23 protein-coding genes and 1 pseudogene are annotated in these 26,125 nt (G+C 59.1%); 4 read left to right on the forward strand and 20 right to left on the reverse strand.

Going from position 1 to position 26,125, the window contains the following annotated elements; genetic code table 11:
- The first annotated feature begins 110 nt into the window (after positions 1 to 110).
- Positions 111 to 1,352 (forward strand): LysR family transcriptional regulator, encoded by a 1,242-nt coding sequence (locus tag F7R06_RS13055; protein WP_090319112.1) that lies wholly within the window; start codon positions 111 to 113, stop codon positions 1,350 to 1,352.
- On the opposite strand, the gene F7R06_RS13060 is transcribed toward F7R06_RS13055, so the two are convergent.
- From F7R06_RS13060 to F7R06_RS13080, 5 genes are all read right to left on the reverse strand, one after another.
- Positions 1,327 to 2,574: an OprD family porin gene (locus F7R06_RS13060; RefSeq protein WP_090319109.1), complete on the reverse strand. Its 1,248-nt coding sequence runs from the start codon at positions 2,572 to 2,574 to the stop codon at positions 1,327 to 1,329. The two genes, F7R06_RS13055 and F7R06_RS13060, sit on opposite strands and share 26 nt — an antisense overlap.
- Before the next feature lie 135 nt (positions 2,575 to 2,709).
- Positions 2,710 to 3,972, reverse strand: coding sequence for a gallate dioxygenase (locus tag F7R06_RS13065; RefSeq protein WP_090319106.1), 1,263 nt, complete (start codon positions 3,970 to 3,972; stop codon positions 2,710 to 2,712).
- A gap of 25 nt (positions 3,973 to 3,997) precedes the next feature.
- Positions 3,998 to 5,335 carry an MFS transporter gene (locus tag F7R06_RS13070; RefSeq protein ID WP_090319103.1) on the reverse strand — a complete coding sequence of 446 codons (1,338 nt, stop codon included), beginning with the start codon at positions 5,333 to 5,335 and terminating at the stop codon, positions 3,998 to 4,000.
- A 368-nt stretch (positions 5,336 to 5,703) separates the two neighbouring features.
- Entirely contained in the window at positions 5,704 to 6,096 is a 393-nt protein-coding gene (locus F7R06_RS13075) for a hypothetical protein (protein WP_090319100.1), read from the reverse strand.
- A 171-nt stretch (positions 6,097 to 6,267) separates the two neighbouring features.
- On the reverse strand, positions 6,268 to 6,471 hold the full coding sequence (locus tag F7R06_RS13080; RefSeq protein ID WP_090319097.1) for a hypothetical protein: 204 nt from the start codon (positions 6,469 to 6,471) through the stop codon (positions 6,268 to 6,270).
- 231 nt (positions 6,472 to 6,702) lie between these two features.
- On the opposite strand from F7R06_RS13080, the pseudogene F7R06_RS31450 reads away from it, so the two are divergent.
- Positions 6,703 to 6,823 (forward strand): annotated as a pseudogene (locus F7R06_RS31450) (integrase); the annotation flags it as partial.
- Positions 6,824 to 7,117: 294 nt separating this feature from the next.
- A complete protein-coding gene (locus F7R06_RS13090) occupies positions 7,118 to 7,447 on the forward strand; it encodes a hypothetical protein (protein ID WP_090319094.1) in 330 nt (109 codons plus the stop codon).
- 524 nt (positions 7,448 to 7,971) lie between these two features.
- On the opposite strand, the gene F7R06_RS13095 is transcribed toward F7R06_RS13090, so the two are convergent.
- The 6 genes from F7R06_RS13095 to gabT form a co-directional block, all read right to left on the reverse strand.
- Positions 7,972 to 9,318, reverse strand: a complete 1,347-nt coding sequence (locus F7R06_RS13095; protein WP_090319090.1) for an OprD family porin — start codon at positions 9,316 to 9,318, stop codon at positions 7,972 to 7,974.
- Positions 9,319 to 9,383: 65 nt separating this feature from the next.
- Positions 9,384 to 10,589, reverse strand: a complete 1,206-nt coding sequence (locus tag F7R06_RS13100; protein WP_090319087.1) for an acetyltransferase domain-containing protein — start codon at positions 10,587 to 10,589, stop codon at positions 9,384 to 9,386.
- 27 nt (positions 10,590 to 10,616) lie between these two features.
- The gene (locus tag F7R06_RS13105; protein ID WP_245706677.1) at positions 10,617 to 11,387 is read right to left on the reverse strand and encodes a DUF4198 domain-containing protein; all 771 of its coding nucleotides are present in this window, start codon (positions 11,385 to 11,387) and stop codon (positions 10,617 to 10,619) included.
- Positions 11,388 to 11,769: 382 nt separating this feature from the next.
- Entirely contained in the window at positions 11,770 to 12,258 is a 489-nt protein-coding gene (locus F7R06_RS13115) for an Lrp/AsnC family transcriptional regulator (RefSeq protein ID WP_090182530.1), read from the reverse strand.
- Positions 12,259 to 12,303: 45 nt separating this feature from the next.
- Positions 12,304 to 12,960: a 2-haloalkanoic acid dehalogenase gene (locus tag F7R06_RS13120; RefSeq protein ID WP_090319081.1), complete on the reverse strand. Its 657-nt coding sequence runs from the start codon at positions 12,958 to 12,960 to the stop codon at positions 12,304 to 12,306.
- Positions 12,961 to 13,055: 95 nt separating this feature from the next.
- Positions 13,056 to 14,348, reverse strand: coding sequence for a 4-aminobutyrate--2-oxoglutarate transaminase (gene gabT, locus F7R06_RS13125; protein WP_090319078.1), 1,293 nt, complete (start codon positions 14,346 to 14,348; stop codon positions 13,056 to 13,058).
- Positions 14,349 to 14,621: 273 nt separating this feature from the next.
- Here gabT and F7R06_RS13130 point away from each other — a divergent pair, with 273 nt between their 5' ends.
- Positions 14,622 to 15,548 (forward strand): 2-hydroxyacid dehydrogenase, encoded by a 927-nt coding sequence (locus F7R06_RS13130; protein WP_090319076.1) that lies wholly within the window; start codon positions 14,622 to 14,624, stop codon positions 15,546 to 15,548.
- Positions 15,549 to 15,672: 124 nt separating this feature from the next.
- Here the strand turns inward: F7R06_RS13130 and F7R06_RS13135 are convergent, their stop codons facing one another.
- The 9 genes from F7R06_RS13135 to F7R06_RS13175 all read right to left on the reverse strand — a co-directional run bounded on the left by F7R06_RS13135 (position 15,673) and on the right by F7R06_RS13175 (position 26,086).
- On the reverse strand, positions 15,673 to 16,752 hold the full coding sequence (locus F7R06_RS13135; protein ID WP_090319073.1) for a tartrate dehydrogenase: 1,080 nt from the start codon (positions 16,750 to 16,752) through the stop codon (positions 15,673 to 15,675).
- 25 nt (positions 16,753 to 16,777) lie between these two features.
- Positions 16,778 to 18,235: an NAD-dependent succinate-semialdehyde dehydrogenase gene (locus tag F7R06_RS13140; protein ID WP_090319069.1), complete on the reverse strand. Its 1,458-nt coding sequence runs from the start codon at positions 18,233 to 18,235 to the stop codon at positions 16,778 to 16,780.
- Positions 18,236 to 18,446: 211 nt separating this feature from the next.
- Positions 18,447 to 19,604 (reverse strand): acetylornithine deacetylase, encoded by a 1,158-nt coding sequence (gene argE / locus F7R06_RS13145; protein ID WP_090319065.1) that lies wholly within the window; start codon positions 19,602 to 19,604, stop codon positions 18,447 to 18,449.
- A complete protein-coding gene (locus tag F7R06_RS13150; RefSeq protein WP_090319062.1) occupies positions 19,601 to 20,755 on the reverse strand; it encodes an NAD(P)/FAD-dependent oxidoreductase in 1,155 nt (384 codons plus the stop codon). The genes argE and F7R06_RS13150 overlap by 4 nt, the downstream gene beginning before the upstream one ends.
- Positions 20,752 to 22,128, reverse strand: coding sequence for an FAD/NAD(P)-dependent oxidoreductase (locus tag F7R06_RS13155; RefSeq protein WP_090319059.1), 1,377 nt, complete (start codon positions 22,126 to 22,128; stop codon positions 20,752 to 20,754). The genes F7R06_RS13150 and F7R06_RS13155 overlap by 4 nt, the downstream gene beginning before the upstream one ends.
- On the reverse strand, positions 22,110 to 22,418 hold the full coding sequence (locus F7R06_RS13160) for a (2Fe-2S)-binding protein (protein ID WP_090319054.1): 309 nt from the start codon (positions 22,416 to 22,418) through the stop codon (positions 22,110 to 22,112). The genes F7R06_RS13155 and F7R06_RS13160 overlap by 19 nt, the downstream gene beginning before the upstream one ends.
- The gene (locus F7R06_RS13165; protein WP_090319051.1) at positions 22,415 to 24,256 is read right to left on the reverse strand and encodes an ABC transporter ATP-binding protein; all 1,842 of its coding nucleotides are present in this window, start codon (positions 24,254 to 24,256) and stop codon (positions 22,415 to 22,417) included. Before F7R06_RS13165 ends, F7R06_RS13160 begins: the two co-directional genes overlap by 4 nt.
- A gap of 1 nt (position 24,257) precedes the next feature.
- Positions 24,258 to 25,133 carry an ABC transporter permease gene (locus tag F7R06_RS13170; protein ID WP_090319048.1) on the reverse strand — a complete coding sequence of 292 codons (876 nt, stop codon included), beginning with the start codon at positions 25,131 to 25,133 and terminating at the stop codon, positions 24,258 to 24,260.
- Positions 25,130 to 26,086 carry an ABC transporter permease gene (locus tag F7R06_RS13175; protein WP_090319045.1) on the reverse strand — a complete coding sequence of 319 codons (957 nt, stop codon included), beginning with the start codon at positions 26,084 to 26,086 and terminating at the stop codon, positions 25,130 to 25,132. Before F7R06_RS13175 ends, F7R06_RS13170 begins: the two co-directional genes overlap by 4 nt.
- Positions 26,087 to 26,125 lie beyond the last annotated feature (39 nt).

A 26,125-nucleotide genomic window follows, 5' to 3' on the forward strand; every position in this document is an offset into this window, starting at 1 on the left:
CCGACGGAGTAATGCGTTGCAGTGTTGGAGGTATGCGTTTTTTTTATTGCCGAACCTTCAAGGCGGCGGCATAGTCCGGTTCAAACAGAGCGTTGCCGAGCCAGAACCCTATGGAATCCAGTGAACTGCCCAGCCTGATGCACGTGCGCGCCTTCGTCCGGGTAGCTGATCACGGCAGCGTTTCGAAGGCTTCTGTAGCCCTGTTCCGGGCACAGTCTGTGGTCACCCGTTCTATTTCAGAACTGGAAACCCGACTGGGCGTACCGTTGTTCGAGCGGCACGCCAACGGCATGCGACTGACAGATTTTGGTGCACGCCTGTTGCCTCGGGCACGTCGCACATTGGCTGAGCTGGAGACTGTGCCGGGTCTATTGGGTGGAGCGGACAAGCAAGCTGTCGAACCGCTTTATTTGTTCCAGGTAAGACGCCTGCAAGTGTTCGTCAAACTGTGCGAGACGCACCACATGCAGACTGTGGCCAGTCTGTTCGGCCTGAGCCAACCCGCCGTCAGCTCGACTCTGAAGGTATTGGAAAGTGGCTGTGGTCGGCCGCTGTTCGAGCGCACGCCTCGCGGATTGCAGCCGACACGTGTCAGCCATGAAATCCTCTTTCCGATCCGTCGGGCACTGAACGAGTTGCGTCACATCGAAACAGACATAACGGCCTTGCGCGGGGCATTGCAGGGCGTGGTGCATGTCGGTGCCCTGCCCTTGGGTCGCACCCGCATATTGCCCGAGGCCATTGTGCGCATGATGGCCGAACACCCGGCGATCCAGGTCATCACCAATGAAAGCCCGTTTGATCTGCTGGCGACTGAACTTCGCGCCGGCGATGTCGATTTCATTTTTGGCGCCCTGCGCCCGGAGGCCTACGCCAGTGATCTGGCCGGCGAGGCGTTGCTCAAGGAAGATATGGTGGTTGTGGCGCGGCGCGATCACCCGCTCTATTCGAAACATGCGCTGCACGATGAGCTAAGCACTGCCCGCTGGGTACTGCCTCGCGCCGGATCACCCGCCCGGCAGATGCTCGACGAGTGTTTCACCCGGTTCGGTATTGCACCGCCCCGGCCGGTGGTGGAAAGCGCCGACATGGCGATCATTCGCGGCCTGTTGTTACGCTCGGACATGCTCGCCGCAGTGTCTGCCCACCAATTGGAACAGGAGATCGCCTCCGGTGAGCTGTGCATTCTGCCACTGGAGCTGAAACAGACCACCCGTGCCATCGGTCTGACTTATCGCAACGGCTGCCTGCACTCCCCGGTGGCTCAAGCCCTGATGGACATGATTCGCCGGGTCATCCGCGAGCAGGCAGCCGAAACGTCGATATCTAGAACAAGCCAAGCGGATAGCTGACGATCAGCCTGTTCTCATCAAACTCATTGCTGCTGTAGTCCCGACGGATGCTGGAGTTGCGCAGGCGCAGGTTGAGGCTCTTGAAAGTGCCGCTCTGCACCGTATACGCCAACTCCGACTCACGCCCCCACTCCTTGCCATCGGTAATGCTGCCGGTGTGCACGTTGTCCCCGCTGATGTAGCGGTTCATCAAGGTCAGGCCCGGGATGCCGAGGGCAACGAAATTGTAGTCGTGGCGCAGTTGCCAGGATTTCTCCCGGGCGTTGTCATAACTGTTGTTGTAGCTGTCGTTGGCCAGGGTACCGCCGCTGGTGCCGTTGACCCGCATCCATGCGTTGTCGCCAGTGAGCTTTTGCAGGCCGACGTAGAAGGTATTGCCGCCATACTTGGCCGAGAGCAGCGCCGAGGCGGTGCGGTTATCCAGGTCGCCGGCGCGGGCACTGCCGTCCTCCCGCCCCCAGAAGTAACCCAGGTTTGCCCCCAGCGTCCAGGCGCCGAGCGGCTGACTGTGTACCAGTTGCAGATACTGTTGCTGATAGATGTCCTTGAGCTCGGCATTCCACAGGCCGATCATGGTGCGCTTGTCGTTGAAGCTGTATTCACCGCCGACGAAGTTGAAGCGATCGGACGTGAACGCGGTTTTCCCCTGCATGAACATGTCGTCCATGCTTGAATCGTTGCGTGGGCTGTTCTGCCGGAACTGACCGCCGTACAGGGTCAGGCCATCGATATCCTGCGAGGTGATCTGGCCGCCACGGAAGGTTTGCGGCAGCGAACGGCCATCGTCGGAACGCAGGATCGGCAATACCGGCATCCACTCACCGATCTTCAGTTCGGTTTTGCCCACTTTCATTTTCCCGGCGACCGCCAGGCGGCCAAAATCATCGGCAGGACGCCCATCGCTATCGAGTGGCAATAGCTGCGTACCACCAGTGCCCTGCCCGCCATCAAGCTTGACCGAATAGAGTCCCAACACATCCACGCCAAATCCCACCGTGCCCTGGGTGAAACCGGAACGAGCATCGAGGATAAAGCTCTGCGTCCACTCTTCGGCCTTGCCTTGCGGGTAAGCCGGATTGGTAAAGTTGCGGTTGATGTAGAAATTACGCAGGTTCAGGTTGACGCTGGCATCCTCGTCGAAACCGGCCGCCGATGCGAACTGAGGGAGTACGCACATGACAGCCAACGTGCTGACGATTCGATGACTTACGGTGTTTTTCATTGTTATTGTTTTCCGATTTTTGGGTAAAGAAATGCCCTGCGCCCGTCAGTGCCGGGCACAGTGAGGTCAATGAGAAATGGCTGAAGGCGACTGCGGGGAGTCGCCGCTAAATGAAGGAACGCCAGGCCTTGATCATCAGCGAGGCGCTTTACCCGCCACCGAGTACAGCACCTGCTGGTTTCGGGTTTTCATGAATTCGTCCAGGCTCTGCCCACGCATGGCCGCGTAGACCTGCAGATTTGGAATGCCGAGCACAGCAGCAAGTTTTTCCAGCACGAAGAAAATCGCCCCGTACTGGATCAGACCGCGCCAGTCACGACGTCGCAGCAGATCGCATTCCTCTTCGCTCAAGCCAACTTCCTCGTACAGCGCCTCCGGTGCATCAAGAAATCGTTGGCGCCATTGCGGCTCGATCATCCGGTGCAGGAACTTGTTCAGGCGATAGCCCTTGGCGCTGCGCTCCAGGGTGAACGGATAGGTGCCTTGCAGTTTTTCGATACCAGCCAACTGATGCTGCATGTGCTGCAAGTGGCGCGCGTTAACGTCGGCGGGTACCGCACGGTCCTGATTTTCCAGCAACAGGGTAGCGATACCGGTCATGGACGGCAGGTAGTAGTCCTGATGCAGGTTCTTCACCGTGGCCGACAGTGCACCGCGCATGATCAGCCAGCTGATGACTTCAGAACCTTCCATTCCGCCAAGGGTGGCGTATTCGGCGTGGGTCATCTCCGTCAGGCGCACCGGGTCGTTAACCAGCAGATCAATGAATTGCTCATCCCACTGCGGGTTGTTGAAACCACAGCGCTCGCCATGTACCTGATGGGACACGCCTCCGGTGGCGACGATGGCCACCTTTAAATCTTCGGGATAGCTTTCAATCGCACGGCGCAAGGCCTGGCCTAGCTTGTAGCAGCGCAGGGCACTGGGGATCGGGAACTGCAAAACGCCAACCTGCAGCGGCACGATTTCTACCGGCCAGTCAGGTTCGCACGGCAACAGTGCAGACATCGGTGAAAAGAAGCCATGATCCAGTGGCTTGTCACGGAAGAAACTCATGTCGAACTCATCGGCCATCAGACTTTGGCCAATGTGCCGCGACAGCGCCGCATGTCCGCCAACCGCGGGCAGCAAGCGCGGATTACCGCCCTCGTCCGCCACCTCGTAACGCTCATCGACCCCCAGAGAGAATGCACCGTAGTGATCGAAGAAAAACGACGTCACGTGGTCGTTGAAGATGTAGAACAACACATCCGGTTGTTGCTCCTTCAACCAGACCTTGATCGGTTCGAAGCCGTCGAAGATCGGCGCCCAGGCGGCCTCATTCTGTTTATCGTGATCGACGGCGAAGCCGATGGTGGGTGTGTGGGATACCGCGAGGCCACCGATGATGCGTGCCATGATGAGTTCCTTTGTCCGAAAAAGATTATTGCGCCAGCAGGGTCCGGTTGACCCGGCTCCGTGCATGACCGTTGGCCAGGATCGCCAACGCGGCGATGAAGGCAGGCACGCTCAACAGGGCGAACAGCAATGGCAGGCCCAAGCCGAGGCTGAGCACCGCACCACCGATGAGAGAACCAAAGATAGCGCCGAAACGTCCGATACCGAGCATCCAGCTCACGCCCGTGGCACGGAAATCAGTCGGGTAATAGCCAGGCGCAAAAGCATTTAGGCCAGTTTGCGCACCGCTCATGCAGAACCCTGCGGCAATGACACCAACCGCCAGCAGACTCGACTCGAGGCTGAACGCCCCCAGCAGCAAGATAAAGACGCCGCCCAGCGCATAGGAAGTCGCAATGACGCCATTGGGATTACGTCGGTCCATGATCCAACCCACCACGATCGCCCCTACCGTACCGCCGATCTGGAACAGGCCTGTGATGGTGGCTGCACGCTCGATGGACAGGCCGCCATCACGCAACAGCGTCGGCATCCAGCCCATGGTCAGGTAGATCACCAGCAGGCCCATGAAATAGGTCAACCAGAGTGCAAGCGTGCCGTTGCGATAACGCTCGCTGAATAGCATGCGCACCGGCGCCTTATGCTGGGCCTGGGGTTCGGCGAGGGTGAAATTTGTGGTGGCCGAGAATTTGCCACCCAGCTTGTTCAGCACTTTGGCGATCTGGGCGGCAGGTGCATTGCGGGCCGCCAGGAAACGTGCGGATTCTGGCAGCAACAACCAGAGCAAAGGCAGCAATACCAGTGGCAGGATGCCGCCGACCAGCAACACCGATTGCCAACCGTGCAGAGGAATCAACCAGGCGGCCAACAATCCGCCCAGCCCCGAGCCCATGTTGAAACCGGTGAACATGATGGTAATGAACAGCGAACGATTGCGTTCTGGCAGGTATTCGGCAAGCAACGTCGTGGTGTTGGGCATCGCGGCGCCCAGGGCCACACCGGTCAACAGCCGCAAGGTAGCCAGTTCGTAAGGGTTGCGGGCAAACGCACACGCCAGGCTCAGCACGCTGAATCCGGACACGGCCAACAGCAGCACTTTCTTGCGCCCCAGGCGGTCAGCGTAAGGACCAGCCGTCAGGGCGCCGATGGCGAGCCCGACCATACCCGCACTCATCACGGGGCCGAAAGCGGCTTTGGAGAGCCCCCACGCCTGAATCAGTGAAGGTGCGATAAAGCCCATGACCGCCACATCAAGGCCGTCGAATAGAACAATGAAGAAACACAGGCCCATGATGAGCCACTGATACCTGGTAACCGGACGGCTATCGATCCACGCTTTGATGTCGACCGTTTCATGACTCATGTTTTCACCTTTTTGTTTTTATAGAAGTTCCGACAGACCTGGTAATGGCTGCGAGCCTGAAGGCTGAACGTTGGGCGTGACTGTAAAGCCGCAAGTGCCTGCCCCGCCTCTGGGAAATCCTTAAGCGGGTATCGGTTTTTCTTATGAGGTGATAAAGACAGGAAGGGTCAAGACCCAGCCGGGATGCTGGTCTTGATAGAGGTTTTATGTGATCGAGTGGGTGGCAGAGGTCATGAAGAACATGAGGGAGATTGGAGCACACCATGTGTCTATTCGCCCCGAATTATGCAGTCGAATTATCAGCGAAGGGCAGATACGAAAAAGCCCGGCGCTGGGGCCGGGCCTTGGATGAGCGGAGATTTTGGCTGTCACAGCGGATGAGATTTGTGCCGCTTGAAATATTCTTGCTTGCCCACGGTAGACTCGATGTCCCGATAGGTGCATCCATCAGTCACACACAGCATTGACCTGCCATCTCTGAGTGCCACAGAAAATGTTACCTCGTCCTCTTCGCCCGCCAACATAAAGCCTGCAACCGCACCCATCGGACCGAGTACCATCGCACCGGCCAAGCCCAGGCTGACGGAGCTTGATACATCTGAATTTGAGCTTTCGCTGACTAATGTAACGTCACGGATCTCCTGGGTAGATATCTTTAGTCCAGGCCAAGGGTACACAACTGTCTCTATTGTGATGAACCCGGGCTCATACACTGCATGCCCATCAAGAAAATCTCCTGCCAGGATTTTTATTTTTGCCATACCAAACCCTCCCTGCATTTTCCTGCAAGAAAATTCAACGCTCAGAGGTTTGTGTCGTCAACGAGGTATGGACGAGGGGCGTCAATTTCCGACTGTTGGAAGGCCAAGAATGACCAGACTGTCTGCGCGCGAGTTGTTTATCCTCGCTCCACACAATCCTTCCTGCGCTCTTCAATGAAGAGTCTTGCGACTTTCACCAATCCTGATTCGGTCCAGCGCCCGGTTTAACGAATCCAAGGCATTGAGGAGGGCTTTCGCCTCGGCCTCTCGACCATCTCCCCACAGACGTTCAGCCATTTTATTCAGGGCCTGGATAGAACGCTCGATATCAGCAGCCGTCACTGAGGCGGTGTCTTGAGGATGTTTCTTTGGCATTTGTTAGAGTTCCCACAAAACGTTGTGTTGGTGAGCACATGCCAAACAGAACATAAGGAGTGCAGGGGTCGCCGTAACCATTTGGTAACGAAGCGAAATTTATCACTATTGAAACGCCACTACGAGAAGCAACCAATGGCTAACGCACTCTCGCCGGTGCATCAAGGTGGCGACCAATTCTACCCGGGATGGATTCAAGTTGATCAGCAATCCAGCGAACTGCCAAGCGGAGTGGGAGCGCTGTCACTTCACCTATAAAAAACTCGAAAAGGATGGGCAGAAAATCGCTGGCCATGCGAATGAAGACATGACCCAAAACTACCAACAGGGACATAAGGAAATCATCTGGTCCGCAGAGGATTCGCGATGCCAAACTCTGATTGGCTCCCCTCTCGACTGTTCATCTGTGACGACACTCGCTCATCTAAATAAGCTGTTGGGTACCCCGGCCAAAAGCCACCATGCTCCATCCGGTCACGGAGGAAAGCGCGTGACTGGGTACAGCCACGAGCATCCCCATGAACGCTTTAAAAATGAACTGCCGGGACTGAATCGTGTCTACGAGACCAGGGATGACGCAGTATCTACATGGCTGGCGCTGGGCAGGACAACCGGCCAGCCTTAAAGCCCTCTCCTGGAATCAAATATGTCTAAAAAGCTTGCTGCTATTTTGTTGTCCGCATTGGTTGGCGCGGCTGCCAGCAATGTAATGGCTGCTCAAGGCCAATGGCAAAAAGATCACCCCCGTAGAGCCGAAGTCAATGGTCGACTGGCCAACCAGAACAAGCGAATCAGCAACGAAGTCAAAGAGGGTGAAATAACCAAGGGGCAGGCAGCCAATCTGCATAAGGAAGACCATCAGATTCGTCAGGAAGAACGGAGCATGGCTAGCCAAAATGGCGGACATATCACCAAGCAGGAGCAAAGGACCCTTAACCAACAAGAGAATGCTGTAAGCCACCAGATTGGCGGCTAAGCCTTACCTGTGATTTTCGGTTCGTGCTCACCTTGGTGAGCTTTTGTTGTAAGTGTTTTGCCCATTAGCCCGCGAGGTCCCTCAAGGGCTAATGGTAATGATGGACCGATGACCTGACGACTGTAAGCCTCGCTAACCACCTGACCCGCCCTCACCTGCCTCGCTGAAGGCTCTGCAGTCGGACAAGCGCCTTTCAGCAGGTAGCCTGTTTAATGAGTTGCCTCAAGCATTTGAAGCCTTCCTTGATTGCCGCAAGTGATTGATATCACCTTGCAATCTCATTTCGGTCTCCCATCAGGCTGAATTCGACATAGATGCGTAGACCAGTAGCTCACCTCACGCCAGCCAGTGAGCGTCCCGACGGCCCCCGCGAAAAGGCGATCGGCAACAGCAAGGCCGTATGCCCTGTGTGAAGTGGGAGCGGCGTGGATGCATCTGCACAAGAAGGCCGGAATGGGCAGGCAGGCCATGCGATCAAGGGCATGACACAAACCTACCGAACGACCTGCAAGACGGCTAGCGAATCAGAATTTGCGTCCCAGCGGGTATTCGACCGCCAGACGGATCTGATCGGCATCCAGTTCGGCTTGAGCCGCGTTCCCACGATGTACGGCATGGCGCAAGCTAAACGCGAGGTTTTTGGCTACGCCCGACTGCACCACATATTTGGCCTGTATATCGCGTTCCCAGTGTTTGCCGCCTTGTCCGTACCCAAGCCATGTGTAACCGCCATTGGGGTCCATGTGACTGCCGTTGATGCCGCTTCCACGCACATACAGTGCACCGAAGGTCAGGCCGGGAACACCATAGCCAGTCATATTCAGGTCGTAACGGGCTTGCCAGGAGGCTTCCTCGGGCGCGTTGAAGTCGGACAATGCCACCGCATTGCTCAGGTAGATCGCGCCACGGGTGACGTAGTCATAGGGCGTGTCTCCGTCAATTTTCTGATAGCCCAGGCCGAGGCTGTGGGAGTCGGCCTTATAAGTGGTCAGAAAACTCCAGGAAGTATTGTCGATTCGACCGGACAAGGCTTTACCGGTGTCCTGCGTGCGGTACAGATTGAGGTCGAATGTCAGGTCCTGGCCGTCGTCGGCCAAAGGCTGAGTGTAGACCGCGCCCAAGTAATGCTGACGCCAGGTGTCGGCGTAGACAGCACTGAACAGACTGGCATTTAGCCCCTTGATCGCCGAGTTACGCACGCCGACCAAGTCGAAACTGTCGCCCTGTTTGCCGTTGGAGTAATTGACCACAAACCCCTGGTCATGGCTGGTGGCATTGCGGTCAGTGCTTTCGTTGAAATGTCCACCGTACAGGGAAGTAGCGGGAAATTCCCGGCTGGTCAGCAACCAGCCTGTGGCGGTTTCGGGCAGCAGGCGGCTGTCGGATGAGCCGAACACCGGGGTTTTCACCCGTTGCTCGCCGTAGCGTAATTCGGTTGAGGAGAACCGCACTTTGGCCAGGGCGCCACCGCGACTGTACTGCCCCTTGGGATAACCATCATTGTCAATGCCGAGCAGCCGCGCCTTGCCGGCCCGCCCGCCGCCACTGTCCAGTTCCCAACCGGAATAGGCGTGGGCGTCGAAGCCAAGGCCTACGGTACCGCGGGTGTAGCCCGAGGTGAGTTCGGCCATCAGGCCGTATGCCCATTCCTCGGCGAGATCGCTACGCTGGGCGCGGGGTTTGTAGGCATTGCGTGCACCGTTGCTCAGCGAGCCGTGTTCGTAGTCGCGTCGGTCGTAGACGGTACGGTTGAGCAAACTCCATTGGCTGTCCTCGACAATGCCTTTAGCGTTGTCTTGCTCTGAAGCCAGGGCGAGCAGGGATTGCCCGCCCAATGCCAATAGCAGGGTGTGCGTCGAAAAGATCTTCACAGCGCAACTCCAAAAAATGCGGGATAGCCGAGGTGTCCCGCAAACCGGGGACACCGTTGGGCATGTCAGAGGTATTTGAGGATTGCGATATCGCGACGGCGCTGTTTCAGGCTGGCGAACCAGCGCGTCGGGAAGAACAGCAACACTCCCAGAATCACGCTCCACAGCCAGACCGTGGGGAGGTTTTCGAATCCGTAATACGCGCCCTGATTGGTGCCCCACATTGCGACGGCCACCAGGTACATGGCCTTGAGCACGTACAGATGCAGCAAATAGAAGAACATTGGTGCACCGCCATAGACCGCCAACGTCGCAGTGGACCAGCGGTCCTGCAGCTTCTCGAACAACGCCAACAGGAGCAGCCCCAACCCGAGGGTCGGCATCAGGAACATCAGTGACGGCGGGTACTTCTTCGCGCTCATGAAGCTCATGAAGGTCCGTAACGAATCACCGGTCTGTACCCAGGGCTTCTCGCCGTAGAAATTCAGGTAGCGAATGAACACGAAGGCCACCAGCAGGCCTGCGCCGAGTTTAACAAGGCGGGAAATTCGCTCGGCCGGTGCCATGTCCTTGCCAAACCACGGACCGATGGCCCAACCCAGCAGAATCACCCCGATCCACGGCAATACCGGGTACGTAGTGCGAGCCCGGGTGAACTCGGTGATGTCGATGAATACCTTTTGATGGAGGATCGACCACGGCACATAGAAGGGCGACTCCGGCCCGACGATGATGTTATCGAACAGGTTATGCCCAGCCACGATGGCCATACCGATCACAATCAGCCATCCACGCTTGAAGTGCAGCATCCCGGCGAGCACGATCATGCAGATGCCAATACACCAGATCACCTGCAACCATAGGGTCTTGGGCGGAAACTCGGCGTTCCAGGCAAAGCAAACGAAGGTGATCTCCAGAAATACCAGGAAGAACCCGCGTTTGAGCAGGAACAACGAGGTTTCATTGGCCGTGTGCTTCTGGCTGTACAACCAGGCCGACAACCCAGTGAGGAAGATGAATACCGGCGCGCAGATCTCACTGAGCATCCGGGTGAAGTACAGGTCCGGCGTCACGCTTAACGCGTCAATCGGATCGGTGACCTGACGGTGCAGCAGGAAGGTTTCGCGCACATGGTCAATCAGCATCAACAGCATGACGAAACCGCGAAGGGCATCGATCGCCAGCATTCGCGTACTGGCTTTTACCTGAGTGGAGGCCAGCGCAGCGGAAACACTTCCCACCTGCCCGGCCAATCCTGAAGATCGGGACATTTTGGTAACTCCTGTAGGGGCAATGGATCAGGCCTGTTTTTTCAACCGGGCGACTTCTGAGGCTGGCAACCGCGATGGAGCCCGTGGCAACGATGGCTTACCCTGCGTCCGGTAGAACGACAGCGTGGAGCTGAAGCTTTTCAGGTCATACGGCTCGGTCTTGCCATCGGGGCTGACCCGTTCACCGGGCGTGCGGTCTTTGTATTCGACGGCCACCACGTACGTGCCCTGCCAGGGTAAATCGAAGCTGACTTTTCCGGTCGCATCGGTGCGCTGGGTGAAGACTTCGCCGGAACCGGTTTCCAGCATAACGTCCTGATCCATCAGCGGTTTTTTCGAATAGTACACTTGGAACCAGGCCTTGTTCCCGTCAACGATGCCGGTGGGCACGATGTCCAGGGTCAACTCCGGAGTTCGCGCACGCAAATCGCCAACCCAACGGGTCGCTGGCGTCCAGTGGGTTTTCAAGGTCTTGTCGGCTTCGTGCAGGTCGAAGATCGGATAATGCGGATCTTGGGCCAGAAGTGAGTCATCGCCCTTGGCCTGATGGTTCACCGCAAAAGCCTGGCGTTGCAAAATCAGATTCAATGATTTCGAGTTGTTGCTGATCGACCACCCCTTGAGTTGCTGGAACCGGTCCATCCCGCCCGGTGTAACTTCCAGCATGTTCTTGTCATATTCGCCGTAGTACAACACCAGCGGTTGCCCGGGCGGCTGTTCGTACCAGATCTGGTGTGCCTCGCTGCTGCTTGCCAGCATGAAGACGCTGTAACCCAATAGTGCTTTTGCGTTGCTCATTCGCATTTTTTTGGCTCCGATTGGTGTTATTCAGCGATTCGTTGCAGTCGCTTCATCCTCCCGAAATCAGCATCGTCACAAACCGCGCCCCTCTAGCTGTACGCATTACAGCGCAGAGACTTTGCGGTTTGTTCCGAAATCGGCGCATGCGGGGCCAACGGTGACTGTTTTTGCGGCTTGAAACAGCCGTTTATGCGGCTTGCGCCAGGATGAGGCGCATTGAGTGGGCCTGTAGGCTCGGTGTCCAAACCCAGTGCGTTACTGCAAGTCAAAACGAATGTGGGAGCGAACTCGCCCGCGATGGCGGCGCAACAGTCAACGGGGATGTTGAATGTGATGCCCTCATCGCGAACAAGCTCGCTCCCACAGGTTATTGAGTCTGTCAGTGACGCAGCAATTTGCGCAGTGGCACGCCGTCCTTGAGCACGGGTGATTTGATGACGATGTAACTGAAATACTTGGAGATGCCGATGTTCTTGTCCAGCAGGCTTTCGATGACTTCCTGATAGTGCTGGATGCTGCGGGTCATGAAGCGCACCAGGTAATCGTAGCCACCGCTGATCAAATGGCATTCAAGCACTTCATCCACCTGGCGGATATTGGACTCGAACTTGGCGAAATCTTCGCGCTTGTGGTCGCTCAAGGTGATCTCGGTGAAGACCGTGACCGAGTCAGTGATCTTCGCCAGGTTCAGGTGCGCCTTGTAGCTGGAAATATACCCCGCCGACTCCAGTCGCTTGACCCGTTGCAGGCAGGGACTGGCCGACAATCCCACAGCATCGGCCAGGCTGACGTTGGTCATGCGGCCGTCTTTTTGCAGTTCAACCAAAATGCTGATGTCGATCCGGTCCAGTTTCACTAAACCTTCCATTGCGTACCTCGTGACTGCCGTTTGTAGGACAATCTTCTAGCAAAATCAGCGCCGTAAAGACAGCTGATGCTGAGCCACCAGATCCGCCATGCTGTTGATGCAGTAATCCGCCGCGCATGGGGATGGCTTTTTTTCACGGGCACGACAGATCAGGCATACATTGGCGGCCAACCGCCGACCGGCAGAAGGCCGCGTCACTTGCAGGATATCTCCGACTTCAAGCCCGTTGGCCTTTAACCAATCCTGATCCTGCAATGGATCACTGGCCAGTGAAATGAAATCGTCGGGCATGATCCCCAGCCGCTCACAGAGCAGCGATCGATCTTCAACATCCCGATCGCCCTGCACCAGCAGGCGATAGAACTTGCGCAGGTACAGCATCGCCCCCGGCGCATCCTCGAACAGCGACCAATTGGCAACCGAACGGGCAAAGCTCATGCCCTCCTCCCAGCTGGCTTTGAGCCCCCAGCATTCAGCCAACCGGCGATGGGCGAAACACAGCAGACCACTAAAACCCAGCTCACCGAAGCGCGGATACAGTGCACGCACCACCTCGCTGTATTCGGCCAGCACCTGTTCCTTGTCCGGGTGTCCACCCCGGCTGTCGAGCAAGGGTTGCAATGCCGCCCAGACACCCGAGTCGCGATCGACCAGGACTTCATCGCAATCGATGAGCAGTGCTCGATATTCAGTCAGCCCCATCGTGTGCAAAGCCTCCAATGATGCATTCCATCAATCCATGCTCCATAAACGCTCACGGGCGATGCCTTGCAGCGGCGCCCGGAGCCGGCAGGAGCTTAGTTCAAGACCCGTGCCAAGGCGGCTTCCAGAATCTGCAGTGCTTCATCGACCTGTGCCTGGGTAGCCACCAATGGCGCGAGGAAGCGCAATACGTTGCGGTAAACGCCGCACTTGATCACCAGCAAGCCACCCTTGCGGGCTTCATCGATCAACCGTTGATTGAGGTCGGCGTCCGGAGTACGGGCCGTGTCGTTCTTGATCAGTTCGATCGCCAGCATGAAACCGGTACCGCGCACATCGCCAACTTGCGGGTGACGGCTCTGCAAGCGCAGCAGTCCCTGGCGCAGACGCTCACCCAGCGCTTCGCCGCGCACCAGCAGCTGTTCTTCCTCAAAGGCATCGATGACCGCCAGTGCCGCCGCGCAGGACAATGCGTTGCCGCCGTAGGTGCCGCCCAGGCCACCCGGCAATGGTGCGTCCATGATCGCGGCCTTCCCAACCACGCCGGACAGCGGCAAGCCACCGGCCAGACTCTTGGCGACGGTCACCAGGTCTGGCTGGATGCCGGCATGCTGGAAGCCGAACCATTTGCCGGTACGGCCGAAACCGGTCTGGATTTCGTCGAGGATCAGCACGATGCCGTGTTTCTCCGTCAGCGTGCGCAGGCCTTGGAGGAACTCGACAGGAGCCGAAAGGAACCCGCCGTCGCCCTGCACCGGTTCGATGATGATCGCAGCGACCCGCTCCGGCGCCACTTGCGTTGCAAGCAATTCATCCAGTGCCTTGAGCGCCATCTCGCTGGTGACACCACGATAGGCATTCGGATACGGCGTATGGAACACCTCTGGTGCGAACGGGCCGAAGTTCTGTTTATAAGGCTGGCTCATGCCGGTCAGCGTGGTGCCGAGCAAGGTCCGGCCGTGGAAGCCACCGCGGAAGGCAATCACCGCCGACCGATTGGTGTGGGCCCGGGCGATCTTCACCGCGTTTTCCACGGCCTCGGCACCGGAAGTGAAGAATGCCGCTTTATAGGCTTCTTTAGCGCCGATCATTTCGCACAGGCGCTGTGCCAGATCCAGATAAGGCTGATAGGCAACCACCTGGAAGCACGCGTGGGAGACCTTTTGCAGTTGCGCCTGCACCGCCGCGACCACTTTCGGGTGGTTGTGGCCAATGTTCAGCACACCGATGCCGCCGACAAAATCCAGGTAGCGCTTGCCGTCCACATCCCACAACTCGGCACCTTGGGCGCGATCAATCACCAGCGGGTGTGCGGTTACCAGGCCACGCGGCACGAATTGATCGCGCTGACGGAGCAAATGAGGGGTTTCGTCGACTTTGCTATTCATGGCATTTTCCCATCGTGAGTCCGGCAACCGGGAGGTGGTTGCGATGGTGTTCAGGTTAAGGCTTGCGCGAAACGAACTACGCCGAACTTGGCCCCTGAGAAATTCGGATCGACTGTTTTCACCCTGCCAAACGGCAGAATCCTTCAGCCCGCCGAATCTGCCGCAGCCTTGCCGATACAACGTGAAGCAACCCGTTTAACCCGGCCCTTTCGACAGATACTGCGCTGGCATTGCGCGATGATGGCTACACCTTGACCCCTTCAGGAATTGCCCATGGCCCTGCTATATAAAGCTGACCCTGTACGCGGCGAACAGTGGAAAGCGCTATTCGCCGAACACGCTCCGGATATCGAATGGCGCGCCTGGCCGGACATTGGCGATCCGTCCGGGATTGAATACCTGGCCGCATGGCAGGCACCGGATGACCTAGAGGTGTTACTGCCCAATCTGAAGGTGCTGTTTGCGTTGTCCGCCGGGGTAGATCAGCTCGACCTGAAGCGTTTACCGCACAGCCTGCCAGTGGTGAGACTGCTGGATCCAGGGATCACCCGTGGCATGTGCGAGTACGCCAGTTTTGCCGTGCTTAGCCTGCATCGGGACATGCTGCGTTATCGCCAGCAACAGATGGCCCGCTGTTGGCAGGCGCACTTGCTGCAACCGGCCAGCAAGCGACGGGTAGGCGTGATGGGGTTGGGCACCCAGGCACAACAGATCCTGGCGACCTTGCAACCACTGGGGTTTGCGCTGAAGGGCTGGGCGCGCAGTGCGCATCATGTAGTTGGCGTGGATTGTTATGCCGGTCACGAGCAACTGCCGGCGTTCCTTGGTCAATGCGACATTCTGCTTTGTGTGCTGCCGCTGACTGAACAGACCCAGGGCATTCTCAATCGTGAACTGTTTCGACAGCTCCCCCACGGCGCAGCCCTGATCAATATGGGCCGTGGCGGACACCTGGTGGAAAGCGATCTGCTGGAGGCACTGGACAGTGGTCAACTCAGTGGCGCGGTACTGGATGTACTGCAGCAAGAACCGGCTCCAGCGGACCATCCATTTTGGCGGCATCCGCAGATTCTGCTGACACCGCATATCGCGGCGATGACCCAGCCGGAAAGCGCGTTTGGGGTGTTGCTGGAAAATATTCGGCGGTTTGAGCGGGGCGAATCCATGGTGGGCCAGATTGATCGCACCCAAGGTTACTGATCACCCCTCAATCAACTGCAGGAGTGGAGCTTGCTCGCGATAGCGGTAGAACATTCAGGTTCAATGCTGACTGTCCACCCGCAATCGCGAGCAAGCTCACTCCCACCATGGTTCGTTGGTGGTTTTAGAGTGTGTCCGCGATAGCTTTACCGACGTCTTGCGTAGTGCCCTTCCCGCCCAAATCCGGTGTGATCGGCCCGTCGGCAATCACCTGTTCAATCGCCTGCAAGATACCGTCATGCGCCGCGCGATAGCGCTCATCGCCGTTTCCCAGGAAATCCAGCATCAACGCTCCGGACCAGATCATCGCAATCGGATTGGCAATGTTCTGCCCATAGATATCCGGCGCCGAACCATGCACGGGCTCAAACAACGACGGAAACCGTCGCTCCGGATCAAGGTTGGCCGAAGGCGCAATGCCAATGGTCCCGGCGCACGCCGGGCCCAGGTCGGACAGGATATCGCCGAACAGGTTAGACGCCACCACCACATCAAAGCGCTCCGGCTGCAACACGAAACGCGCGCACAGAATGTCGATGTGCTGTTTGTCCCAGGTGATGTCCGGGTACTGTTCGGCCATCAATGCCGTGCGTTCGTCCCAGTACGGCATGCTGATGGAAATGCCGTTGGATTTGGTCGCCGCCGTCAGACGTTTGCGTGGCCGGGTTTGCGCCAGTTCGAAGGCATACTTGAGAATCCGATCCACACCACGACGGGTGAACACCGATTCCTGCAGCACGAACTCATGCTCGGTACCTTCGAACATTTTGCCGCCGACTGAAGAATATTCGCCCTCGGTGTTTTCGCGGATCACCACGAAATCGATATCACCCGGCTTGCGCCCGGCCAATGGGCACGGCACCCCGGGAAACAGCCGCACCGGGCGGATGTTCACGTACTGATCAAAGTCGCGACGAAACTTCAGCAACGAGCCCCACAGGGAAATGTGATCCGGCACCTTTTCCGGCCAGCCCACGGCACCGAAGTAGATCGCATCGAAACCCTTGAGCTGTTCGAACCAGTCTCCAGGCATCATTTGCCCGTGTTCCAGGTAGTAATCGCAGTGCGCCCAGTCAAGCACTTCGATGCTCAAATCCAACTGCCATTTCTTCGCGGCCTGCTCAAGCACTCGCAAGCCTTCGGGCAGCACTTCCTTGCCAATGCCATCGCCGGCAATCGCGGCGATTTTGAATGTCTTGCTCATCAATTTGCCCCCCCGTGTCTGTGCATTACAGCCCGCCGATGTGGAAGGCTTTGACTTCAAGGTATTCATCCAGACCGTACTTGCTGCCTTCACGGCCCAGGCCCGATTGCTTGATGCCACCGAACGGCGCGACTTCCATGGAAATGATCCCGGTGTTGAGCCCGACCATGCCGAACTCCAGCGCCTCGCCGAATCGCCACGAACGACGCAAGTCCTGGGTGAAATAGTAGGCGCCCAGGCCGTAAGGCGTGGCATTGGCCAGCGCGAGAGCCTCGGCTTCGTCGGTAAAGCGCATCAACGGCGCCACCGGACCGAAGGTCTCTTCATTGGCCAGCAGCATGCCGGCGTGGGTGTCACCGAGGACCGTAGGCTGCACGAACTGGCTGTCGCCCTCGGGCATCGCGCCACAGAGCAACCGCGCCCCCTGGCTCAAGGCATCGTCGATGTGCCGGGCGACTTTGCTGACAGCCGCGGCGTTGATCAGCGGGCCGATGGTGACGTCGGCATCCAGGCCGTTGCCGACCTTGAGCTTGCCAACCTCCTCCACCAGCCGCCGGGCGAAGCGATCATAGATGCCGTCCTGCACCAGAATGCGGTTGGCGCACACGCAAGTCTGGCCAGCGTTGCGAAATTTGCTGAGCATGATGCCGGCCACCGCCTGCTCAAGATCGGCATCGTCGAACACAATAAACGGTGCATTGCCACCCAGTTCCAGGCTCAAGCGTTTGATATGTTCGGCGCTCTGGCGCATCAGCAAGCGGCCGATGGCGGTCGAGCCGGTAAAGGAAATCTTGCGCACGCTCGGGTTGCCAGTCAGCTCCTCGCCGATGCCGGCGGGCATGCCGGTCAGCACGTTGAATACCCCGGCCGGGATGCCGACCCGTTCGGCCAGTACCGCCAGGGCCAAGGCTGACAACGGCGTCAGGTCCGAGGGCTTGACGATGATCGGGCACCCGGCCGCCAGCGCCGGCGCACATTTACGGGTGATCATCGCGTTGGGGAAATTCCATGGAGTGATCGCAGCGCAAACCCCCACCGGTTGCTTGAGGGTCATGAGTCGACGATCACCGCCAGGGGCTGGCATGGTTTCGCCATAGACCCGTCGGGCCTCCTCGGCGAACCATTTGACGAAGCCGGCACCGTAGCGAATTTCGCCCTTGGCTTCATTCAGCGGCTTGCCTTGTTCGCAGGTCATGATCAGTGCCAGGTCGTCCAGGTTGTCGATCATGGCTTGATACCAGCGCTCGAGAAGCGCCGCACGTTCCGCTGCGGGGCGTGCGCGCCAGGCCGGCAAGGCTCTTTCAGCCGCTTCAATGGCGCGACGGGTTTCTGCGCCTTGCATTGCCGGTACGCGGCCAATCAGCTGACCACTGGCCGGGTCGATGACGTCAAGGGTCGCCGTGCTGTCGGCACCGATCCACTTCCCGTCGACATAGGCGAGTTCTACCAAAAGGCTGGGGTCTTTCAAACGATTCTTGAGCATGGTCGAGTCCTGATCCGAGACACGCTCCAGTCTAGGGAGGTGCCGCGGATGAGGATGCTGAAAGTGTCGATTCGGCGGTGTTGGATGCTGAAATTCGGGGTGGGACGGCAGGCTCTACCGGAGGGTGCCTGAGGGGTCAGCACTGAACGCAGCCCCCCTCTGCCAGCCGGCTTGCGCTGCCCGATTTGATCTCTGTTTGTTGCAAAATTTTTTATAGCTTCAGGGAACCGAGCATGCCCTGAAGAAACTGTTCCCCGGCCTCCATCTGGCTGATCTCGATGAACTCGTCCGGCTTGTGCGCCTGTTCAATCGAGCCCGGTCCGCAGACTACCACCGGTACATCGAGACGTTGCTTGAACAGTCCGCCTTCGGTGCCGAACGAGACTTTGGCGATGCCGGTATCCGGCGCGGCGAAGTGCTTCAGGAAGCGCACCGCCTCGACACTCGGGTGCGTATCGAGGCCTGGATAGACATTGATGGTTTCAATCTCGATCGCTGCAACACTGGACAGTTTTTTGGCTTCACGCACGATGACTTCGGCGCGCTCGCGCATCTGCTCCAGGAACTGATCCAGATCGTCCGCCGGCAAGTTGCGCACTTCGAAGTCCAGGGTGCACAGGTTCGGCACAATGTTCAGCGCCTTGCCACCCGCAATCTGCCCGACATGCACGGTGCTGTAAGGCACGTCGTAGTCAGCATCCCTGGCACCCTGCTCTTGCAACTGTTGCTGGCTTTGACGCAGCGCAGCGATGAAGTCGCAGGCCACGTGGATCGCATTGACCGAACGAGGTGCCAGCGATGAGTGTGCCTCCAGGCCACGACAGTAGGTGCGGTATGAACCTTTGCCCTTGTGCCCCAACACAAACTGCATGTTGGTCGGTTCACCGATCAGGCACAGGAATGGCCGCACCGGTGCCAGATGCAACACATCCAGCAAACGCCGCACGCCGACGCAGCCGGTTTCTTCGTCATGGGACAGCGCCAGTTGCAGCGGCCGGCTTAAGGCGCTGTCCGCCGCATCGAGCATGGCGTCGATGGCCAATGCAATGAAACCTTTCATGTCGCAACTGCCTCGGCCGTAAATCCGTCCGTCCTGCACCGTCGCCTGAAACGCCGGGAAGCTCCAGACCTGCCCCACCGCCGGCACCACGTCGGTATGCCCGGACAACAGAATCCCCGGCAATTCGCGAGGGCCGGTGCTGGCGAACAAGTTGGCCTTCTTGCCTGTTTCGTCCTTGACGATCAGCGACTCGATGCCCTTGGTCAGCAGCAGGTCGCGCACATACTCGATGAGGGCCATGTTCGACTCCGAAGACACGGTATCGAAGGCCATCAGACGCTTGAGAATATCCAGTACACGGGGTTTCATGAGGCCTTGCTCCGTTGCTCGGCTGAAAGGGCGAACCGATTGATCGAGAACGGCTCAATCATCGTGCTGGTGCTGCCGGTGCTGATCAGTTCGGCCATCACGTCGCCGACGCCAGGACCGAGCTGAAATCCATGACCGCAGAAGCCGAATGCGTAGAACAGTCCATCGACGGTGCCGCTGGGGCCCATCACCGGCAGTGAATCGGGCAGGTAACCTTCGATGCCGCTCCAGACCCGAATGATGTTGAGGTTGCCGACACCCGGCAGCAGGCGGCGCATCTGCTCCATCTGATTGAGGATACTGCGCGGTTCGACATGGGCCCGGCGATTGAGCATGTCCGGTTTACTGCGGTAGCCGCCGCCGATGATGATGTTGCCGCGTGGGATCTGGCGGAAATAGATCACTTCCTCGGGAATTTTGGTGTACACGCCGATCACCGTCGGCAAGGCGTAAGGCACCGGTTCGGTCACGGCCATTTGCGGGCCATGGGTGTCCAGCGGGACCGGCTCGCCGAACTGCGCCGAAAGCTTTTGGCCCCAGGCGCCAGCGGTGATCAACAACTGAGCGGCGTTGAATTGGCGACCATCGGTGGTGGTGACATTGAACTCGCCACCGACCTTCTGCACTTCGGCGACTTCCGCCTGTTCTTCGATTCGCGCACCCAGTCGCCGTGCGGCACGGGCAAACGCCGGGGCTGCCAAACGCGGGTTGGCGTGGCCGTCGTGGGGCGCGTAGGAGCCGCCCTTCACATCTGGCCCGAGAAACGGGAACCGTGCGTGCAGCTCGGCGCCGCGAAAAATCTTCAGATCCAGTTGCGCCGCTTCGGGCGCCGCTGCGTAGGCTTCAAGTTCGGGGATTTCGTCTTCGCGGTAACACACACGCATGTGCCCGCTGGCGATGAATTCGAGGTCGTCGTCGATCAACTCTGGCAAGCGCTTCCACAGTGCCCACGATCGGTTGGCCAACGCCAGCTGCCCAAGGAATCGGCCCTGTCGGCGCACGTTGCCGAAGTTCACACCGCTGGCGTACTGACCAATCTGATCGCGCTCCAGCAGGATCACCGACTGGCCCCGCTGACGCAAAAAAAACGCCGCCGCCGAGCCCATCAGGCCGCCGCCGACAATCACGACATCGGCTTTGTGAACCGTCATGGCGACACCTCCTCGGTGAGCATTGAAAGGGGTTTGACTGGTGCCTGGCCGCGTTGTCGGCCAACCTGCTGCACATTGACGCCGGCCGCAGCAGCGATGACCTCGGCCCCGGCCTGGGAGCAATATCGGCCTTGGCAGCGACCCATGCCGACACGGCTGAACGCCTTGGCCCGATTGACCTCGCAGGCCCCTTTTTCGCTTACAGTGCGGCGCAACTCCCCAGCGCTGATCATTTCGCAGCGACAGACGATGGCTGCATCCGGCAAGTCTTTGGCTTGCGCAGAAGGCCAAGGAAATGCCTGGGCCAGCCCCAGGCGAAACTGATCCATCACCCCCAGCGCGTGGCGTTGTTCGTCGCGCATCCCGGCATCCACTGGTTGCTGCAGATCCTCCAGCAGCGCCATGGCGACCAGCCTTCCGGCATGTTCAGCAGCATCCGCGCCGCGAATTTTCGAGCCGTCACCGGCTGCGTACACGCCACTGACAGAGGTCCGGCCGTCCTCATCAACTGCCAGCAACCATTGGCTGGATGCCTCATCAAAACGCAGGCGACAACCGGCCAGGTCCGCCAATTGCGTTTCCGGGCGCAGGTGATAACCCAGGGCCACGGCATCGCAATTGACCGCCAGGGTCTCCCCACGCGCCGTGCTGATCCGCACGCCACTGACTCCGCTCGCCGAGTCGCCCAGTACTTGCAGGGGCTTGATCCCCAAGTGCACAGGAATCTTCGCCTGATACAGCTGCGCCAACAGTTTCATCCCGGTGAACAGCACCCCGGGGCGAGCCAGCAGTTTCGGCAATGCGCCGATCCGCTTGCTCAGTGGCGAAGTGTCCAGCACCGCCGCCACATTGGCGCCAGCCTTGAGGTATTGGCTGGCGACCAGATACAGCAAAGGCCCGCTGCCCATGAACACCACACTGTGGCCAATGGAAACCGCTTGTGATTTGAGCGCGATTTGCGCCCCGCCAAGGCTGTAGGTGCCGGCCAGTTGCCAACCTTCAATCGGCAACAACCGATCGGTAGCGCCAGTGCAGAGGATCAGCCCCTCGTAATCCACCGTTGAATGCTTGCCCTGACTGACGCAGCACAATTGACCCGGCGTAAGGTTCCAAACCAGCGTGTCCGGACGGTAGTCGATCAACCCGCGCAAACGATCGAAACTTTCATGCAGGTCCCGCGCCTTGGCGGCTTCGGTGCCATACAGCGTGGCGTAATCGCGAGTGAAACCTGCCGGTTGGCGACGATAGATCTGCCCGCCATCCCGGCGATTTTCATCGATCAGGATAGGTCTGAAACCCGCGGCTACCAGTGTTTCGGCACAGCGAATACCGGCCGGCCCGGCGCCGACGATGACTATCCGTGCAGTGGCCATTTCGCCTCCGGTTGTGTGGTGACGATGTCCATTCCTTCACGGACTTCGTTGGAACAGGCACGCAGGCGTTCGCCGCTGCGAGTCCAGACCCAGCAATCCTGACAAGCACCCATCAGACAGAAACCGGCGCGCCGGCCAGAATCGAACTCTGACTGGCGCAGCGCGTTGCCCTGGATCAGCAACGCCACCATCAGGGTGTCGCCCTGCAGCGCCTCGATGGGTGCGCCGTCCACTTTCAAATTGACGGTCGGCCGGCCCTGCTCGGCCAGCCTCACAAAACGCCCCTTCATGCATAGGCTCCCTGGCTCATGGTGATCAAATCCTGCTGGGTTTTCAGCAAATCGGCGCTGTCGTGGTGGCAGAGGATTTCACTGCCGCCTTCTATGATCCGGCGGCTCGGCGCAGTGCGATTGCAGAGGCCATCGACTCGCACCGGGCAGCGGCTGAGGAACGTGCACAGTTCCGGCACGTTGGCCTTGGCGCCGATCGGCGGCAGCTGGCCGCAGGTGGTGCCGCAGTTCTCCAGCCAACCTTGACGCAGTTCCGGCACCGAATGGATCAACAGGTCGGTATAGGGATGGAACGGTGCCTGGGCAAATGACTGGCGAGTGCCAGCCTGAATCTTGTGGCCGCTGTACATCACCACAATGTCATCGCACAGGGCCCGTACGGTGGAAATGTCGTGACTGATGAACAGATAGGAAACCCCTAGCTCCTGACGCAGATCGCGCAGCAGTTCGAGAATCGCCGCGCCGACCACTGTATCCAGCGCCGAGGTCACCTCGTCGCAAAGGATCAAATCCGGTTTGGCCGCCAATGCGCGGGCCAGGTTGACCCGTTGCTTCTGCCCGCCCGACAGTTCGCTCGGCCGCCGTTCAGCCAGGTTCCGTGGCAAGCGCACCAGGTCCAGCAGCTCGCCAATACGCTCACGCAAAGCGGCTCCCTTCAGACCGAAGTACATCTTCAGCGGCCGGCTCAAAATGGTGCTGATACTGTGCATCGGGTTGAGCGCAGTGTCGGCGTTCTGAAAGACCATTTGAATCCGGCGGAACTGTTCGTCAGTTCGCTCGCAGAGACTACCGCCCAAGGGTTGTCCATCGAAGGTCAATCCGCCGAGAGCCGGTGTCAGCAACCCCGCCACTACCCGTGCCAGGGTCGATTTCCCCGACCCCGACTCACCGATCACCCCAATGGCCTGGCCCCGGCGCACGGTCAGGTCGATATCTTCCAGCACGCGGATCGCGGGCATGCCTTGCATGTTCTTGTTGCCGTAACCGGCGGTCAGGCCCTTGATGGTCAACAGCGGTTCGTCTTCAGCGACGCCGCAGGGTGGCCGAATCGTGGTGTCCGGCCGCGCGGCAGCCAGCAAGCTGCGGGTGTATTCGTGAGCCGGGCCTTTGAGCAGCGGCGCGGTGGCGCTCTGTTCGAAAATCTGGCCGCCATTGAGCACGACAATCTGATCGGCCATCTGCGCGACAACCGCCAAGTCGTGGGAGACATAGACCGCCGTCGCCCCACGTTCCCGGACCACCCGCTTGAAGGCGCGGAGCACATCGATCTGGGTGGTCACGTCGAGGGCGGTGGTCGGTTCGTCCAATACCACCAGCACTGGATCACTGATCAGTGCCATGGCCGCCATCACCCGTTGTAATTGCCCGCCCGAGACCTGGTGCGGGTAGCGCTGGCCAATGTGATCCGGGTCTGGCAGGGCCAGGTCGCGGAACAGTTCGATCGCTTTGGCTTCGAGCACGGCGCGAGTGCCCAGGCCATGAATCAGCGCGCCCTCCACCACTTGGTCGATCAGCCTCTTCGCCGGGTTGAACGCCGCCGCCGCGCTTTGCGCGATGTACGACACCCGATTGCCACGCAGGCCCTGCAGTTCCTTTTCGCTCAGTGCGAGCATGTTGTGCTCACCGATCTGCACTACACCACCCGACAACCGGCAACCGCGCCGGGCGTAACCGAGCAGCGCCAGGGCTATGGTGGTCTTGCCGGAGCCGGACTCACCGATCAACGCCAGCACTTCACCTTTCTCCAGGGAAAAGCTGACACCTTTGACTATTTCGGTTTCACCGCGCTCGCCACAGGCGACTACGCGCAAGTCTTCTACTCGTATCAATTCGCTCATTTCAATGCCCTCCCGTGCGGCGACTACGTCGGGACGACACTCTGTCGATAAACAGATTCACACCAATGGTCAGCGTGCCGATGGCCAGGGCCGGAATCACGATGGCCGGCGCGCCCTGGTTAAGACCGCCGATGTTTTCCCGTACCAGAGAGCCGAGATCGGCATCCGGCGGTTGCACGCCGAGGCCGAGGAAGCTCATGCCGCTGAGCAGCAATACAATGAAGCCAAAGCGCAGGCCCAAATCGGTCAGCACCGGGTTGAGCATGTTTGGCAGGATCTCCACGCAGGCGATATATAACCGGCGCTCCCCACGGGTACGGGCGACTTGCACGTATTCCAGGGCTTCGATGTTCACCGCCATGCTGCGGGCAATGCGAAACGCACCCGGGGTGAAGCTCAACACCGCCGTGCAAATCAGCAAGGTCACCGAGGAACCGAAGGCCGAAACCATGATCAGCGCCAGCATCTTGCTCGGGATAGAGATAAAGGCGTCCATCAAGCGACTGATTACTTCGTCCAGCCATTTCGGCGAAACCACCGACAGCAACGCACAGCCGGTTCCCAGGCCACTGGCCAGTACCGCGGCGATCAACGCCAGGCCGACGGTGAATCGTGCCCCCACAAGGACACGACTTAGCATGTCGCGACCCAGGTAATCAGTGCCAAACGGGTAAACGGCGCTGATGCTGTCAAAGACATTGTCGGAGACCACTTCGCCCACCGGGTGCGGTGCCAGCCATGGGCCGAAAATTGCCACCAGCAACCAGACAACGCACATCGCAGCCCCGATCAGTCCCAGCCACGCCGGGCCATGAGACACCTTGCCAGCCGCCAGGTCGGGGGTCGCAGGCGTCGATTTCACAATGAGATTGTTCATTGGTTTCTCAGCCTCGGATTGGACAGAATCGCGCACAGGTCGGCAATCAGCACCAACCCCAGGTACGCAGTGCAAAACAGCATGGTGCAGGCCTGGACCAACGCCATGTCACGGTTGGTCACGGCATCGACCATCAGGCTGGCGATGCCGGGATAGTTGAAGATCGTCTCGACGATTACCACCCCACCCAGCAGGTACGACAGGCTCAAGGCAATGGCATTGGCAATCGGCCCGATCGCGTTGGGCAAGGCATGGCGCAGCACAATGCGCATCGGGCTGACACCTTTGAGCCTAGCCATTTCCACGTAGGGGCTGTCGAGTTGATCAATTACTGCGGCCCGGGTCATGCGGGCCATTTGCGCGACGATCACGCAACACAGCGTCATCACCGGCAAGGCGTAAGTGCGCATGAATTGCCAGGGTGAAGTGATGTCGCTGGCATAGGACAGCGCCGACAACCAACCCAGGTTCACCGCAAAAATCAGAACCGCCAGGGTCGCCACCAAAAACTCCGGGACAGCGACCATGGCCAGGGTGAAAAAGCTCAGGAAGCTGTCGATGCGCCCACCGCGCCCCATCGCCGAGCCGATGCCCAGAATCAGCGCCACAGGCACTGACACCAGCGCCGTGGCGGCCGCCAGCATCAGAGTATTGGGCACCCGCCCGGCCATCAATTCGCCGACCGGCATCGCGTTGGACACCGACAACCCCATGTCGCCGCTGAGCAGGTTCATCAGCCAGTGCAGGTAACGCACCACACCGGGTTGGTCGAGCCCCAGTTTCAGGCGCAAGGCCGCCACCTGTTCCGGCGTGGCGAACTGCCCGAGCGATTGTTGCGCCGCGTCCCCCGGCAATACCGCCGTGATCGCAAACACGACCATGGACACGATCAACAAAGTCACGATCGCGGCGCCCAGACGCCGGCCGATCAACCACAGTGTGTTGCTATTCATCGCCTACCCTCCTGCACTGTCCCTGCCGTTCAAACCGAC

It is taken from the genome of Pseudomonas moorei, from assembly GCF_008801475.1.
Lineage (GTDB): Bacteria > Pseudomonadota > Gammaproteobacteria > Pseudomonadales > Pseudomonadaceae > Aquipseudomonas > Aquipseudomonas moorei.

What these genes read in the sequence shown, in the direction of transcription:
- F7R06_RS13055 (WP_090319112.1), top strand. Translation starts at nt 111, where the DNA reads ATGGAATCCAGTGAACTGCCCAGCCTGATGCACGTGCGCGCCTTCGTC.
- F7R06_RS13060 (WP_090319109.1), bottom strand. Translation starts at nt 2,574, where the DNA reads ATGAAAAACACCGTAAGTCATCGAATCGTCAGCACGTTGGCTGTCATG.
- F7R06_RS13065 (WP_090319106.1), bottom strand. Translation starts at nt 3,972, where the DNA reads ATGGCACGCATCATCGGTGGCCTCGCGGTATCCCACACACCCACCATC.
- F7R06_RS13070 (WP_090319103.1), bottom strand. Translation starts at nt 5,335, where the DNA reads ATGAGTCATGAAACGGTCGACATCAAAGCGTGGATCGATAGCCGTCCG.
- F7R06_RS13075 (WP_090319100.1), bottom strand. Translation starts at nt 6,096, where the DNA reads ATGGCAAAAATAAAAATCCTGGCAGGAGATTTTCTTGATGGGCATGCA.
- F7R06_RS13080 (WP_090319097.1), bottom strand. Translation starts at nt 6,471, where the DNA reads ATGCCAAAGAAACATCCTCAAGACACCGCCTCAGTGACGGCTGCTGAT.
- F7R06_RS13090 (WP_090319094.1), top strand. Translation starts at nt 7,118, where the DNA reads ATGTCTAAAAAGCTTGCTGCTATTTTGTTGTCCGCATTGGTTGGCGCG.
- F7R06_RS13100 (WP_090319087.1), bottom strand. Translation starts at nt 10,589, where the DNA reads ATGTCCCGATCTTCAGGATTGGCCGGGCAGGTGGGAAGTGTTTCCGCT.
- F7R06_RS13105 (WP_245706677.1), bottom strand. Translation starts at nt 11,387, where the DNA reads ATGAGCAACGCAAAAGCACTATTGGGTTACAGCGTCTTCATGCTGGCA.
- F7R06_RS13115 (WP_090182530.1), bottom strand. Translation starts at nt 12,258, where the DNA reads ATGGAAGGTTTAGTGAAACTGGACCGGATCGACATCAGCATTTTGGTT.
- F7R06_RS13120 (WP_090319081.1), bottom strand. Translation starts at nt 12,960, where the DNA reads ATGGGGCTGACTGAATATCGAGCACTGCTCATCGATTGCGATGAAGTC.
- gabT (WP_090319078.1), bottom strand. Translation starts at nt 14,348, where the DNA reads ATGAATAGCAAAGTCGACGAAACCCCTCATTTGCTCCGTCAGCGCGAT.
- F7R06_RS13130 (WP_090319076.1), top strand. Translation starts at nt 14,622, where the DNA reads ATGGCCCTGCTATATAAAGCTGACCCTGTACGCGGCGAACAGTGGAAA.
- F7R06_RS13135 (WP_090319073.1), bottom strand. Translation starts at nt 16,752, where the DNA reads ATGAGCAAGACATTCAAAATCGCCGCGATTGCCGGCGATGGCATTGGC.
- F7R06_RS13140 (WP_090319069.1), bottom strand. Translation starts at nt 18,235, where the DNA reads ATGCTCAAGAATCGTTTGAAAGACCCCAGCCTTTTGGTAGAACTCGCC.
- argE (WP_090319065.1), bottom strand. Translation starts at nt 19,604, where the DNA reads ATGAAACCCCGTGTACTGGATATTCTCAAGCGTCTGATGGCCTTCGAT.
- F7R06_RS13150 (WP_090319062.1), bottom strand. Translation starts at nt 20,755, where the DNA reads ATGACGGTTCACAAAGCCGATGTCGTGATTGTCGGCGGCGGCCTGATG.
- F7R06_RS13155 (WP_090319059.1), bottom strand. Translation starts at nt 22,128, where the DNA reads ATGGCCACTGCACGGATAGTCATCGTCGGCGCCGGGCCGGCCGGTATT.
- F7R06_RS13160 (WP_090319054.1), bottom strand. Translation starts at nt 22,418, where the DNA reads ATGAAGGGGCGTTTTGTGAGGCTGGCCGAGCAGGGCCGGCCGACCGTC.
- F7R06_RS13165 (WP_090319051.1), bottom strand. Translation starts at nt 24,256, where the DNA reads ATGAGCGAATTGATACGAGTAGAAGACTTGCGCGTAGTCGCCTGTGGC.
- F7R06_RS13170 (WP_090319048.1), bottom strand. Translation starts at nt 25,133, where the DNA reads ATGAACAATCTCATTGTGAAATCGACGCCTGCGACCCCCGACCTGGCG.
- F7R06_RS13175 (WP_090319045.1), bottom strand. Translation starts at nt 26,086, where the DNA reads ATGAATAGCAACACACTGTGGTTGATCGGCCGGCGTCTGGGCGCCGCG.